At 71.3% G+C, this 12,540-nt stretch carries 13 protein-coding genes; 10 read left to right on the top strand and 3 right to left on the bottom strand.

The window, feature by feature from the left end; translation table 11 throughout:
- Nucleotides 1–16 precede the first annotated feature (16 nt).
- On the top strand, nt 17–1,201 hold the full coding sequence (locus FDO69_RS30100) for a MarP family serine protease (protein WP_104784114.1): 1,185 nt from the start codon (nt 17–19) through the stop codon (nt 1,199–1,201).
- Between the two features lie 7 nt (nt 1,202–1,208).
- Here FDO69_RS30100 and FDO69_RS30095 read toward each other — a convergent pair whose 3' ends face one another.
- A complete protein-coding gene (locus FDO69_RS30095; protein WP_104784111.1) occupies nt 1,209–1,706 on the bottom strand; it encodes a GNAT family N-acetyltransferase in 498 nt (165 codons plus the stop codon).
- A gap of 71 nt (nt 1,707–1,777) precedes the next feature.
- On the opposite strand from FDO69_RS30095, the gene FDO69_RS30090 reads away from it, so the two are divergent.
- Both FDO69_RS30090 and FDO69_RS30085 read left to right on the top strand, forming a co-directional pair.
- The gene (locus tag FDO69_RS30090) at nt 1,778–2,680 is read left to right on the top strand and encodes a TIGR01777 family oxidoreductase (protein WP_170320963.1); all 903 of its coding nucleotides are present in this window, start codon (nt 1,778–1,780) and stop codon (nt 2,678–2,680) included.
- A gap of 296 nt (nt 2,681–2,976) precedes the next feature.
- Nucleotides 2,977–4,383, top strand: coding sequence for an NAD(P)/FAD-dependent oxidoreductase (locus FDO69_RS30085; RefSeq protein ID WP_104784106.1), 1,407 nt, complete (start codon nt 2,977–2,979; stop codon nt 4,381–4,383).
- Nucleotides 4,384–4,471: 88 nt separating this feature from the next.
- Here the strand turns inward: FDO69_RS30085 and FDO69_RS30080 are convergent, their stop codons facing one another.
- The gene (locus FDO69_RS30080) at nt 4,472–5,950 is read right to left on the bottom strand and encodes an NsdA family TPR-like regulatory protein (protein ID WP_104784103.1); all 1,479 of its coding nucleotides are present in this window, start codon (nt 5,948–5,950) and stop codon (nt 4,472–4,474) included.
- 238 nt (nt 5,951–6,188) lie between these two features.
- Here FDO69_RS30080 and lipB point away from each other — a divergent pair, with 238 nt between their 5' ends.
- The 4 genes from lipB to FDO69_RS30060 all read left to right on the top strand — a co-directional run bounded on the left by lipB (nt 6,189) and on the right by FDO69_RS30060 (nt 9,332).
- On the top strand, nt 6,189–6,989 hold the full coding sequence (lipB, locus tag FDO69_RS30075) for a lipoyl(octanoyl) transferase LipB (protein ID WP_104784100.1): 801 nt from the start codon (nt 6,189–6,191) through the stop codon (nt 6,987–6,989).
- A gap of 102 nt (nt 6,990–7,091) precedes the next feature.
- Nucleotides 7,092–8,081 carry a lipoyl synthase gene (gene lipA, locus FDO69_RS30070; RefSeq protein ID WP_104784097.1) on the top strand — a complete coding sequence of 330 codons (990 nt, stop codon included), beginning with the start codon at nt 7,092–7,094 and terminating at the stop codon, nt 8,079–8,081.
- A 262-nt stretch (nt 8,082–8,343) separates the two neighbouring features.
- On the top strand, nt 8,344–8,556 hold the full coding sequence (locus tag FDO69_RS30065; RefSeq protein WP_053671998.1) for an SCO2195 family GlnR-regulated protein: 213 nt from the start codon (nt 8,344–8,346) through the stop codon (nt 8,554–8,556).
- Nucleotides 8,557–8,630: 74 nt separating this feature from the next.
- Nucleotides 8,631–9,332, top strand: a complete 702-nt coding sequence (locus tag FDO69_RS30060) for a DUF4191 domain-containing protein (RefSeq protein WP_104784094.1) — start codon at nt 8,631–8,633, stop codon at nt 9,330–9,332.
- Between the two features lie 152 nt (nt 9,333–9,484).
- On the opposite strand, the gene FDO69_RS30055 is transcribed toward FDO69_RS30060, so the two are convergent.
- A complete protein-coding gene (locus tag FDO69_RS30055; RefSeq protein WP_104784091.1) occupies nt 9,485–9,952 on the bottom strand; it encodes an RDD family protein in 468 nt (155 codons plus the stop codon).
- A gap of 210 nt (nt 9,953–10,162) precedes the next feature.
- On the opposite strand from FDO69_RS30055, the gene glnA reads away from it, so the two are divergent.
- The 3 genes from glnA to FDO69_RS30040 all read left to right on the top strand — a co-directional run bounded on the left by glnA (nt 10,163) and on the right by FDO69_RS30040 (nt 12,475).
- Nucleotides 10,163–11,572 (top strand): type I glutamate--ammonia ligase, encoded by a 1,410-nt coding sequence (gene glnA / locus FDO69_RS30050; protein ID WP_104784088.1) that lies wholly within the window; start codon nt 10,163–10,165, stop codon nt 11,570–11,572.
- A 110-nt stretch (nt 11,573–11,682) separates the two neighbouring features.
- Nucleotides 11,683–11,949 carry an SCO2583/SCO2584 N-terminal domain-containing protein gene (locus tag FDO69_RS30045; RefSeq protein ID WP_104784085.1) on the top strand — a complete coding sequence of 89 codons (267 nt, stop codon included), beginning with the start codon at nt 11,683–11,685 and terminating at the stop codon, nt 11,947–11,949.
- Nucleotides 11,950–12,103: 154 nt separating this feature from the next.
- Nucleotides 12,104–12,475, top strand: a complete 372-nt coding sequence (locus tag FDO69_RS30040) for a cupin domain-containing protein (protein ID WP_104784082.1) — start codon at nt 12,104–12,106, stop codon at nt 12,473–12,475.
- Nucleotides 12,476–12,540 lie beyond the last annotated feature (65 nt).

Below are 12,540 nucleotides of genomic sequence, written 5' to 3'. Positions count from 1 at the left end.
GAGAAAGGCGGCGTGCGTGGACCTGCTCGACATCCTGCTGTTGCTGGTCGTCCTGGCCTACGCGGCGTCCGGGTACCGGCGCGGGCTGGTGGCCGGCTGCGTGTCGCTGGCGGGCTTCGTGGGCGGTGCGGTCGTCGGCGTGTGGATCCTGCCGTGGGTCATGGACCTGGTGGAGGCGGGCACGACGCGGGCGACGCTGACGGCGGTGTTCACGGTGCTGCTCCCGGCGGTGGTGGGACACGAGCTGGCGGGGCGCCTCGCGCTGCGGCTGCGGCGGGAGCTGGACCGGGGGCCGCTGCGGGTGGCGGACGGCGTCGGCGGGGCGGTGGCCAACGCGGTGGCCGTGCTGATCGTGGCGTGGGTGGCCGCGAGTGTCCTGGGCGCGTCCTCGTCGCCGCTGGTCACCTCGGCGATCCGGGACTCGCGGCTGCTCGGAGCCGTGCAGCGGACGATGCCGGACACCACCCCGGCCTGGTTCTCGGGGGCCACGTCCGCGCTGACGCAGGCGGGCTTCCCGCAGGTCTTCAACCCCTTCGAGAACGAGTCGACGGCCGAGGTCGCGAAGCCGACCGGCGACAGCGTCACGGCGGCCGCCACCGACGCGGCCAAGCGGAGCACGGTGAAGGTCGAGGGCGTCGCGGGCACCCAGGGGCGCGAGGGCAGCGGGTTCGTGTACGCGCGCGAGCACGTGATGACCAACGCCCATGTGGTGGCGGGCATCGACGAGCCGACCGTGCAGATCGGCGGCGTCGGGCGGACGTACGAGGCGCGGGTGGTGCTGTTCGATCCGCAGAAGGACGTGGCGGTGCTGTACGTGCCGGGCCTCAGGGCGCCCGTGCTGCGGTTCGACGACGACGCCGAGCGCGGTGACTCGGCGGTCGTCGCCGGCTATCCGCAGGACGGCGATCTGAACCTGCAGGCGGCGACGGTCGCGAACCGGGTGCGGGCCACGGGCCAGAACATCTACAACGACGGGACGGCCACCCGGGAGATCTACTCGATCCGCTCCACGGTCCGCCCGGGCAACTCCGGCGGCCCGCTGCTCACCACCGACGGGCGGGTGTTCGGCGTGGTCTTCGCCCGCTCCACCTCGGACGCCGAGACGGGTTACGTCCTGACTGCGGACGAGGTCGCCTCCGACGCGCGGAGCGCGGCGGGTGCGACGGCACCGGTGGACACGGGCGAGCTGGCCGCGTCGTAGCCCCGGCTCACAGGAAGCGCCCCATCACCACGTCGTCGACGTAGGCCCCGTCGAGCAGGAACTCCTCGGGCATGACCCCCTCGACCACGAACCCTTCTGCCGCGTAGAGCGCCCGGGCCGGGGTGTTGTGCCCGAGGACGCGCAGGGTGATGCGGCGGGCGCCTCGCCGGCGGGCCTCGTCGACAGCCGCCCGGACCAGTGCCCGCCCGACGCCCCGGCCGCGCGCCTCCTCGGCGACGGCGAGGCCCTGGATCTGGCGGACGTGCCGGTTCGAGTCGAGCTCGGTGGGGAAACCGAGCAGGACGTAGCCCGCGAGACGGTCGCCGAGCTCGGCGACCAGACAGTCCCCGGGGGCGTGCCGCTCGTTGAAGAAGGGAGCGTACGGCGGCTGCGGCTCGGGCTTCACCGCGTGCAGCGGCGACCAGGCGAGCCGGTCGAGCAGGGCCAGCTCGTCGTCGTCCTCGGTACGGGCGGTGCGGATGCGCGGTTCGGGGAGCTCGGACATGGGCGTCACCCTACGGCGAGCGGATCGGGGCCTTGCAAGGGTTTTACGGGGCCACCCGGCAGGATGGATTTATGGAACATTCAAGATTCGCGGTGGCGGGTGCGTCCGGGCTCATCGGCAGCGCCCTGGTGCGGTCCCTGACCGCCGACGGACACGAGGTGCGCCGCCTGGTGCGCGGCACGCCCCGCTCGGCCGGGGAGATCCGTTGGGACCCCGAGGGCGGGCGGGTGGACGCGGCCGGGCTCGCCGGATGCCATGCGGTGGTGAACCTGGCCGGGGCCGGCGTCGGCGACCGGCGCTGGACGGATGCCTACAAGCGACGGATCCGCGACAGCCGGGTGAACGGCACGGCGGCCCTCGCCGAGGCGGTGGCGTCGCTGGACGCGAAGGACCGGCCGCGGGTCTTCGTGAACGGCAGCGCCATCGGCTACTACGGAGAGACCGGCGAGCGCACGGTCGACGAGAGCGCGCCCGCGGGAGAGGGGTTCCTGCCCGCGCTCTGCGTCGAGTGGGAGGGGGCCACCGCACCCGCCCGGGAGGCCGGTGTGCGCACGGTGTTCACCCGGACCGGGCTGGTCGTCTCCCGCGAGGGCGGCGCCTGGGGGCGGCTGTTCCCGCTGTTCCGGGCGGGGGCCGGCGGGCGGATGGGCGACGGGCGGCAGTACTGGTCGTTCGTCGCGCTGCACGACGAGGTCGCCGCGATCCGGCATCTCATCGAGACCGACGGCCTGTCGGGGCCGTTCAACGTCACCGCACCGAACCCTGTGACGAACCGTGAGATCACGGCGGCGATGGGGCGCGTGCTGCACCGCCCGACCCTGTTCCCGGTGCCCGCGACCGTGCTGCGGACCGTGCTGGGCGAGATGGCCGGGGACGTCCTCGGCAGTGCCAGGGTGCTGCCGGCCCGTCTGCTGGAGTCGGGCTTCCGGTTCGCCTTCCCGGAGATCGAGGGAGCGATCAGGGCGGCACTGTGACGGCTCGCCACCGGCACACACCGGCCGCCGTGTCATGGGACCGACCGGCGCGCACCGGCCGCCTGTCCGGGATTCGACCGGTCGATCCGAGACACCTCACCGATCCGCACTCCAGCCTCCTGTGACCACTTGATGCCCACAAGGCGTGTGAATGCGACCGCCGTGCGACCGTGCCCTGCCGATGCGCGACTCCCGTTGACCGATCACGGTCCTACCCTCGACCAGAACTCGCGTATCCCTGGGGCCTGTTGAGGGCATGACGTCTCCAGCGCCCGCGCAACCTCGAGGAGGGGCACGTGCTTGAGCCCGCGTACCAGGCGGACGTGGTCGTCGTGGGGGCCGGGGTCGCCGGACTCTCGGCCGCGCACCGGCTGACCAGCGCAGGAGTGACGACCATGGTCCTGGAGGCCGCCCACGGGGTCGGCGGCCGCATGGCGACGGAGAAGGTCGACGGCTTCCGGCTCGACAGGATCGGCCAGTTGCTGTCCACGGCGTATCCGGAACTACGACTGACACCCGGTCTCGACGGGCTGGTGCTGCGGCCCTTCGCGCCCGGTGTCCTGCTGCACGGCGACGGACGCCACCACCGTGCCGGCGTACAGCCGGGCGCAGGGGGCGCAAGGGGCGCACTGCACGCGGCTCGCGCGCTCGCGAGTGCTCCCCGGTCGCCGTCCGCGCCCAGGCAGACCCGGAGGCCGTCGGCCGTGCCCGGCCGGCAGGTCTCGGTCCCCCGCAGCCGGCCCGGCGCTCCGCTGGGCACGGCGGTCGACCAGGCCCGGCTCGGCGCCGCCCTGACCCGGCTCGCGGGTACACCGGCCGAACGGCTGCTGGCCCGCCCGGAGTTGCCCGCCGGGGAGGCCCTGGCGGCGCGCGGACTGCCCGCCCGTACGATCGACGGCTTTCTGCGTCCGCTGCTCGCCGCCCTGCTGTGCGACCCGGGCCTGACGACGTCCAGCCGGTGCGCGGACCTCGCGCTGCGCGCCTTCGCGCGGGGCCGGTTGTGTCTGCCTCAGGGCGGTGCGGAGGCCCTGCCGGAGCAGCTGGCGCGCACACTCCCGCCGGGCACGGTGCACACCGGCGTGCGCGTCACGTCCGTCTCGACGACCTCGGTGACCACCGCGGAGCACGGTGAGATCCGGTGCCGGGCGGTTCTGGTGGCGACGGGCGCGCGCGCCGCCGCCGAGCTGCTGCCCGGGCTGCGGGTGCCGGAGTTCCACCCGGTGACGGTGGTGCACCACACGACCGACGAGCCGCCGGAAACGGGCGCGTCACTGCTGCTCGACGCGGACCTCGGCGGGCCGGTCGCGCACACGGCGGTGGTCAGCCAGGTCGACCCGACCCGGGCGCCGGCGGGGCGGTCACTGGTGTCGTCGACGGTGCTCGGGCGGTACCCCGGGGACGTCGACACGGCGGTGCGCATGCATCTGGCGCGGTTGTACGGGGTGTCGACGGCACGGTGGGAGACGCTGGCCGTGCACCGGACGGTGGAGGCGGTGCCGGCGATGCGGCCGCCGCATGATCTGCGGCGGCCGGTGCGGTTGATCGCCGGACTGTATGTGTGTGGGGATCACCGGGACACCAGTACGGTCCAGGGTGCTCTGCACTCCGGGCATCGGGCGTCGGCGGCGATTCTGGCGGACCTCGGGGCGGGGCGGTCGATGCACGTTGCCGATCCGCTGCCGACGGTGCCGCGGGCTGCGTAGGTGACGCGTCGGCCGCGGGCGCGTGGGGGTTGTTCGCGCTCACGCGGCGGAGCCGCAAGTCGACACAGTCCCGCGCCCCTGGGTCGCTTCACCCAAGGGCCGCTACCTTGTCACGGTACGTACGCACCGGCGCCGCGTCCTTGTAAGGCTCCAAGCGGCGCTCGAAGTCCCTGACGTACTCCACCGCCCGCACCGAGCGCATCTCCGCGGCCTGGCCGGCTGCCTCCGCGGCGAGCTGGCAGGCCTGGTCGAGTTCGCCGAGGCCCAGGCGGGCGGTGGCGAGGACCACGCGGCTGAAGAGGCGGCTGCGGGCGTAGGAGGGGGCCCGCAGCTGGAGTGAGCGTTCCGCGTGCTGGGCGGCGGCGCGGAACTGCTGCAGGTCGCGGTGGCAGTGGCCGAACTCGTCGGCGAGCTGGGCCTCGTCGAAGAACCTCGCCCAGTGCGGCACGTCGTCGCCGGGCCGGGCCGTCTCCAGCGCGCGTTCGGCCCGGACCAGCGCCGCGGTGCAGGCCCGGACCTCGCCGAGCACCCCGTGCCCGCGCGCCTCGGAGGCGTGCAGCAGAGCCTGGACGACGGGCGGCCCGGAGGTGCCGACGCCCTGCTGGGCCACGCGGGCGAGCTGGACGGCCTCCCGCCCGTGCCCGAGGTAGACGGCCTGGCGGCTCATGGTGACCAGCACGTAGGCCCCGTATGTGCGGTCTCCGGCCGCCTGGGCGAGCCGCAGGGCCTGCACGAAGTAGCGCTGGGCGAGTCCGTGCGCGGCGATGTCGTACGACGTCCAGCCCGCGAGCCGGGTCAGGTCGGCGGCGGCCGCGAACAGCCGGCGGCCGGTCTGCTCGCCGTAGGTGCCGCGCAGCATGGGCTCGCACTCGTGCTCCAGGTAGCGCACGAGGGCCTGACGGGCGTGGCCGCCGCCGTAGGCGTCGTCGAGGGTGCGGAACAGCTCGCCGACCGAGCGCAGGGCGGCGATGTCGCCCGCGGTGACCTTCTGGCCGGGTCCCCGCTCGGCCTGGCCGCGCCGGCGGGACGGGGACGGGGCGCCCTGCTCGGTGGTGGCCGTGGGGCGGAGCGCGGGGCGGCCCTGCGCCGGGATGCGGGACACGGGCATCTCGCCCCGGGCGACCTTCTCGTCGGCCCGTCCGATCAGCCAGTCCCGGCTGGGCACGACGAGCCCGGCCGGGGTGAAGGCGATCTTGCGGAGCTCGGCGTGGCTGCCGGAGTCCTTGCGCCACAGCCCGCTGACGATGTCGACGGCCTCCTCGGGGGTCGCGGCGAACTCGAGCCCCGCGTAGACGGGAGCGCAGGCGTCCAGGCCGAGGTCCTGGGCGGTGAGGCGGCGGCCCAGGCGCCGGGTGAAGACCTCGGCGATCAGGGCCGGGGTGGTGCCCCTGGGCTGCTGGCCGCGCAGCCACCGGGTGACGGATGTCTTGTCGTATCTCAGATCAAGCCCGTGTTCGAGACCGAGCTGGTCCACGCGACGGGCGAGTCCCGCGTTGGAGAACCCCGCTTCTGCGATGAGCGCGGCGAGCTGTCGGTTGGGGGTGCGCTGCGCGGGTCGTTCCGTCATGGTGCGGTGCGGTCTCCTGCCTTCCGGTGTCGGCGATGTGCCGGATCGCCTGTGAGCAGGCCTTTTGGCTTGCTGGACGGCGCGAATGTAGCGGAGAGTAAACACCCCATCACACACTTTCGCGGACATTCATCCGATCGTGTGAGGATTGCCCCCGGGACTGACGTGTCCGGGCCGGACGTACAGTGGCTTGGGCGCGTTATGTGCCTGACACACCCGTCCGAGGGAGGCGCTTGCCGTGAGTGAGTTGCGGTTCGTCCGCATGGGGTTCGGTGACGAGGCCGTCGAGTACCAGGAGGCGTGGGACGAGCAGCGCCGGGTGCACGCGGCGCGCTTCGCCGACGAGATCCCCGACACCGTGCTGCTCCTGGAGCATCCCCCGGTCTACACGGCCGGCCGGCGCACGGCGGACGACGAGCGGCCCCTCGACGGCACGCCCGTCATCGACGTGGACCGCGGTGGCAAGATCACCTGGCACGGCCCGGGCCAGCTGGTGGGCTACCCCATCCAGAAGCTCCCGCGCCCGGTGGACGTCGTGGCGCACGTACGCCGCCTGGAGGAGGCCCTGATCCGCGTCTGCGCGGAGTTCGGCCTGGAGACGAGCCGGGTCGAGGGCCGCAGCGGCGTGTGGATCCTGGGCGACCCGGTGGAGCAGCGCCCCGCACTCGGCCGACTGTCGCTGGACTTCGACCCGCGTCTGCACGACGAGGAGTTCGACCCGCGCATGAACGGCCCGGAGTACGCGCCGTCCAACGCGGGCCAGCGCCGCGAGGACCGCAAGATCGCCGCGATCGGCATCCGCGTGGCCAAAGGCGTCACCATGCACGGCTTCGCACTCAACGTGAACCCCGACAACAAGTGGTTCGACCGGATCATCCCGTGCGGCATCCGTGACGCGGGCGTCGCCTCGCTGGCCGGCGAGCTCGGCCGGGACGTGACGATCGAGGAGGTCCTGCCGGTCGTCGAGCGTCACCTGCGGGAGGTCCTGGAGAACGCGGAGCTGAAGCCGCGGGAGATCGAGAAGACACCCGCGGCATAAAACGGCCCGTGCCGGAGCTGGAGGGGTAGCGCCCACACAGGCATTCAAATCAACGGGCGTACCCTTGAGGACGCCGAAGAATCAATCGCTAGGGAGCCGGTCGTGTCCGCAGTCGCACCCGACGGACGCAAGATGCTGCGCCTGGAGGTCCGCAACAGCCAGACCCCCATCGAGCGCAAGCCCGAGTGGATCAAGACCCGGGCGAAAATGGGTCCCGAGTACACCGCGATGCAGAAGCTCGTGAAGAGCGAGGGCCTGCACACGGTCTGCCAGGAAGCCGGCTGCCCCAACATCTACGAGTGCTGGGAGGACCGCGAGGCGACCTTCCTCATCGGCGGTGACCAGTGCACCCGGCGCTGTGACTTCTGCCAGATCGACACCGGCAAGCCCGAGGCGCTCGACCGCGACGAGCCCCGACGCGTCGGCGAGTCCGTGGTCACGATGGACCTGAACTACGCCACGATCACCGGCGTGGCCCGCGACGACCTGGAGGACGGCGGGGCCTGGCTGTACGCCGAGACCGTGCGCCAGATCCACCAGCAGACCGAGGGGCGCGAGGCCGGACGTACCAAGGTCGAGCTGCTGGCCCCCGACTTCAACGCGGTCCCCGAGCAGCTCGCGGAGGTCTTCTCCTCCCGGCCCGAGGTCTTCGCGCACAACGTCGAGACGGTTCCGCGGATCTTCAAGCGCATCCGCCCCGGCTTCCGCTACGAGCGCTCCCTGAAGGTGATCACCGAGGCGCGCGACTACGGCCTGGTCACCAAGTCGAACCTGATCCTCGGCATGGGCGAGACCCGCGAGGAGATCAGCGACGCGCTGAAGCAGCTGCACGAGGCGGGGTGCGAGCTGGTCACCATCACGCAGTACCTGCGGCCCTCCGTGCGCCACCACCCGGTGGAGCGCTGGGTCAAGCCGCACGAGTTCGTGGAGCTCAAGGAGGAGGCCGAACAGATCGGTTTCTCCGGCGTGATGTCCGGGCCGCTGGTGCGCTCCTCGTACCGCGCCGGGCGGCTCTACCAGATGGCCATGGAGCAGCGTCATTCGGCCGCTCCGCGGCGGGGGGACGAGCACGTCGCGGCGCAGGCCGTCTGACGAACCGTCACCGCTCCTGCCCCTCAAAGGGCGACACAAGCGTGTGAATTCGCGCACAAGAGACTACTCGGCAGTAGCGTCCGATTCGACGCGGTCCTGACCGTCCTCGCAGATGAGGGCACATGTCAGGACCGCGTCGGCGTTCCACCGCTCCCCGCCGGCCCTTCATGGGTGTTTGACCGGCCGGTCACGCGCTGGTAACACCAATCAGTAACGCTGGACTCACAGCACGTACACCCGTACCCGAGGGGGGACCTCACCCATGCAGGCCGCGCCGCCCGTCCGCGCCACCGCGATCCCGTCCTTCACGACCGCCCTGCGTGCCGTCGAGTCGCTGCTGATGAGCAGCGGTCAGCGCACGGCCCGCCGCAACGCCTGGACCTCCGTGCTGGAGGACCGCCGTCGCGCCAAGGACCGGGTCGAGACGCAGCGCGTCATCGAGCAGTCCCTGTCCGTCCGCTCCGTCCGCCCCTGACTCCGGGCCCTCCCCAGGGGCACCCGCGGGCACTGCCGTCGTCGGGGCTTGTGGGGCCACGTAGACTTCGTGGCATGGCGAGGAAGGAACCTGCAGCGGACGCTGCTAATGCCGGGCGACTGAAGCAGATCGCCCTGACCTACAAGATGACCCGCAAGGCCGACAAGAAGATCGGTCTTGTACTCGCGGCAGTCGGAATCGTCACCTTCGGTGTCTTCCTCGCGATCGGTTTCCTGATCGGTCACCCCATCTATCTCGGCATCCTGGGCCTCCTGCTCGCCTTCCTCGCGTCGGCGATCGTGTTCGGGCGCCGGGCCGAGCGGGCCGCCTTCGGGCAGATGGAGGGACAGCCCGGTGCCGCGGCGGCGGTGCTCGACAACATCGGCCGGGGCTGGACGACGACCCCCGCGGTGGCGATGAACCGCAATCAGGACGTGGTGCACCGCGCGGTCGGCAAGGCCGGCATCGTCCTGGTCGCCGAGGGCAACCCGAACCGGGTGAAGACCCTGCTGGCCGCCGAGAAGCGGAAGATGAACCGCATCGTCGCGGACGTCCCGGTGCACGACCTGGTCGTGGGCACGGGCGAGGGCCAGATCGAGCTGAAGAAGCTGCGGACGACCATGCTGAAGCTCCCGCGGGTGCTGACCGGCCCGCAGGTCACAGCCACCAACGACCGGCTGCGCGCGCTCGGTGATCTGATGAGCAACATGCCGCTGCCGAAGGGGCCGATGCCGAAGGGCATGCGCCTGCCGAGGGGCGGGCCGAAGGCTCGCTGACACCCGCACACGACATGAATGAGGGGCGCCCGGATCACACCGGGCGCCCCTCGTTCATGTCAGTCGTTCATGCCGGTCATTCATGCCGGTCGTCATGTCGCTCATTCATGTCGGACGGTTCGCGCTTCGGGTCGGACGCGCGACCTCTCGGATCAGATGCGGACCTCGACCGTGCCGGCCAGCCGGTCGTGCAGACCGCGGCCGTCGCGGTCCCAGATCAGCGCGGGGATCGCGAGGAAAAGCAGGACCGTGCGCAGGGCGGCGCGCCAGGGGCTGACCCGGCCGGTGTCCAGGGCGAGCACCCGCAGGCCGAACAGGCGCTTGCCCGGGGTGAAGCCGACCGTGCCGACCGTGAGGACCATCAGCGCGAACATGATGAGCGGCGCCCAGATCTGGGCCGCCTCGTTGTAGCTCTGCGTGATGAGACCGTATGCGATCAGGAGACACAGGCCCCAGTCGACGGCCAGGGCACCGATCCGGCGGCCCGGGCGGGCGATCGAGCCGGATCCCTCCTCGGGCAGACCGAGCTGCTCACCCCGGTATCCGAAGTCGACACCGGCCTCTTCCGCGGCCGCGCGGGGCCCGGAAAGCCACGATCCGAGTGCTTGCCTGTTGTCCACCCGTCCACGGTACTGCGCCCGTAAATGACCAGGGCACGGCGGGGTGTGTCCGGGCTACGGTGGAGGGTGAGCCGGTTAACTTGTGCGAAACAAATGAGTCACGCCCGAGAAACCACCCGTCCCTAGGGTCGAGGTCAGCGTGTGCCACCCGCACTGGCAGCACGAACGAACTACCACCCCGGCGGGACGGTCGGGAGTAGGAGGAGCTGGATGTTCCAGAACGCCGACGAGGCCAAGAAGTACATCGCGGACGAGGACGTCAAGTTCATCGACGTCCGCTTCTGCGACCTGCCGGGCGTGATGCAGCACTTCACGATCCCTGCCGAGGCCTTCGACCCGGCCGAGGAGCTCGCCTTCGACGGCTCCTCGATCCGCGGCTTCCAGGCCATCCACGAGTCCGACATGGCGCTCCGCGCGGACCTGTCGACCGCCCGGGTCGACCCGTTCCGCCGCGACAAGACGGTCAACATCAACTTCTTCATCCACGACCCGATCACGGGCGAGCAGTACTCCCGTGACCCGCGCAACGTGGCGAAGAAGGCCGAGGCCTACCTCGCGTCGACCGGTATCGCGGACACCGCGTACTTCGGCCCCGAGGCCGAGTTCTACGTCTTCGACTCCGTCCGCTTCGCGACCAGCGCGAACGAGTCCTTCTACCACATCGACTCCGAGGCCGGCGCCTGGAACACCGGTGCGGTCGAGAACAACCGTGGTTACAAGGTCCGCTACAAGGGCGGCTACTTCCCGACCCCGCCGGTCGACCACTTCGCCGACCTGCGTGCCGAGATCTCCCTCCAGCTTGCCGCCTCCGGCCTCCAGGTCGAGCGCCAGCACCACGAGGTGGGCACCGCCGGCCAGGCGGAGATCAACTACAAGTTCAACACGCTGCTCGCCGCGGCCGACGATCTCCAGCTCTTCAAGTACATCGTGAAGAACGTGGCCTGGCAGAACGGCAAGACCGCGACCTTCATGCCGAAGCCGATCTTCGGTGACAACGGCTCGGGCATGCACGTCCACCAGTCGCTGTGGACCGGCGGCCAGCCGCTCTTCTACGACGAGGCGGGCTACGCGGGCCTGTCCGACACCGCCCGCTACTACATCGGCGGCATCCTCAAGCACGCCCCGTCGCTGCTGGCGTTCACCAACCCGACGGTGAACTCCTACCACCGTCTGGTCCCGGGCTTCGAGGCGCCGATCAACCTGGTGTACTCGCAGCGCAACCGCTCCGCGGCCATGCGTATCCCGATCACGGGCTCCAACCCGAAGGCCAAGCGCGTCGAGTTCCGCGCGCCCGACTCCTCCGGCAACCCGTACCTCGCCTTCTCGGCCCTCCTCCTCGCGGGCCTCGACGGCATCAAGAACAAGATCGAGCCGGCCGAGCCGATCGACAAGGACCTCTACGAGCTGGCTCCCGAGGAGCACGCGAGCGTCGCGCAGGTGCCGACCTCCCTCCCGGCCGTCCTCGACCGCCTGGAGGCCGACCACGAGTTCCTGCTCCAGGGCGACGTGTTCACCCCGGACCTGATCGAGACGTGGATCGACTACAAGCGCACGAACGAGATCGCGCCGCTGCAGCTGCGTCCGCACCCGCACGAGTTCGAGCTGTACTTCGACGTGTGATCGACGCCTGACCGAGGCATCACGCCCGCGCCCCCGCTGTCGTTTCCGACGGCGGGGGCGCGGGCGTTTGTTCTATTCTTGGGGGAAGGACCACACGGGGGTGGATGGGAATGCCCGAGCACGAACAGGACGACCAGGAGCACGAGTTCGACCTCAGATGGGCGGACCGGGCCAAGCACAAGGAGCCCTCGGCGCGGGCGCGGATGCTTGCCGCGCGCTGGAAGGACAACCCGCCCGGGCCGGTGCCGTTCCGCGCCGACCCGGAGTATGTCTCGTCCCGCCGCCGATCCTCCTGGATCTCGACCGCCGTGGTGCTGGGCTGCGTGGCGGCGGTGATCGTGCTGCTGGGGTACATCAACTTCAGAGCGCCGTACTAGGTCGTCGTGTCCGCAAAGTCCCGTCGTTCGCCCGGAGGGCGGGCCCCGCGGCGTCTGGTGCGTGCTCTCGGCGTGCCGGGCGGAGTCCCACGTACTGGACACCATCGCTCCGGCGGTACGCACTCGCAGGTGGCGGCTGTTAGCGTCCGGCCCCGTGGATGGTCATGTGTATGTGGGCAACGCCGGTGTGGACGCCGCACTGGACCGGGGCTGGATTCTCGGGCATTTCAAGGACGCCGGGGATCCGCGGCACAGCGAGGACGTGGAGATCAAGTGGGGGGTGCATCCCCCGGGCGACGAGCGGGCCGAGTGGGTGCGGGGCGAGGCGCGTACCGCGCTGCTCGTGCTGATCAGCGGGCGGTTCCGGGTGGAGCTGCCCGGGCGCAGTGTGCTGCTGGAGCGGCAGGGGGACTACGTCGTGTGGGGGCGCGGCGTCGATCACTCGTGGGTCGCCGAGGAGGAGTCGGTCGTGCTGACGGTGCGGTGGCCGTCCGTGCCCGGCTACGCGGTGGCCGCCGGCGAGTGACGCCTTTGCCCGCTCTGGAGACGTGCACGACCCGTTCATGAGCGGGGCCGGTGCACACTGGCGGT

It is taken from the genome of Streptomyces tibetensis (genome assembly GCF_007655005.1).
Lineage (GTDB): Bacteria > Actinomycetota > Actinomycetes > Streptomycetales > Streptomycetaceae > Streptomyces > Streptomyces tibetensis.
This window is presented reverse-complemented; position numbering and strand designations above follow the sequence as displayed.

Coding starts and splice junctions, on each gene's coding strand:
- FDO69_RS30095 (WP_104784111.1), bottom strand. CDS start 1,706: ATGTCCGAGCTCCCCGAACCGCGCATCCGCACCGCCCGTACCGAGGAC.
- FDO69_RS30090 (WP_170320963.1), top strand. CDS start 1,778: ATGGAACATTCAAGATTCGCGGTGGCGGGTGCGTCCGGGCTCATCGGC.
- FDO69_RS30080 (WP_104784103.1), bottom strand. CDS start 5,950: ATGACGGAACGACCCGCGCAGCGCACCCCCAACCGACAGCTCGCCGCG.
- FDO69_RS30065 (WP_053671998.1), top strand. CDS start 8,344: ATGCAGGCCGCGCCGCCCGTCCGCGCCACCGCGATCCCGTCCTTCACG.
- FDO69_RS30060 (WP_104784094.1), top strand. CDS start 8,631: ATGGCGAGGAAGGAACCTGCAGCGGACGCTGCTAATGCCGGGCGACTG.
- glnA (WP_104784088.1), top strand. CDS start 10,163: ATGTTCCAGAACGCCGACGAGGCCAAGAAGTACATCGCGGACGAGGAC.
- FDO69_RS30045 (WP_104784085.1), top strand. CDS start 11,683: ATGCCCGAGCACGAACAGGACGACCAGGAGCACGAGTTCGACCTCAGA.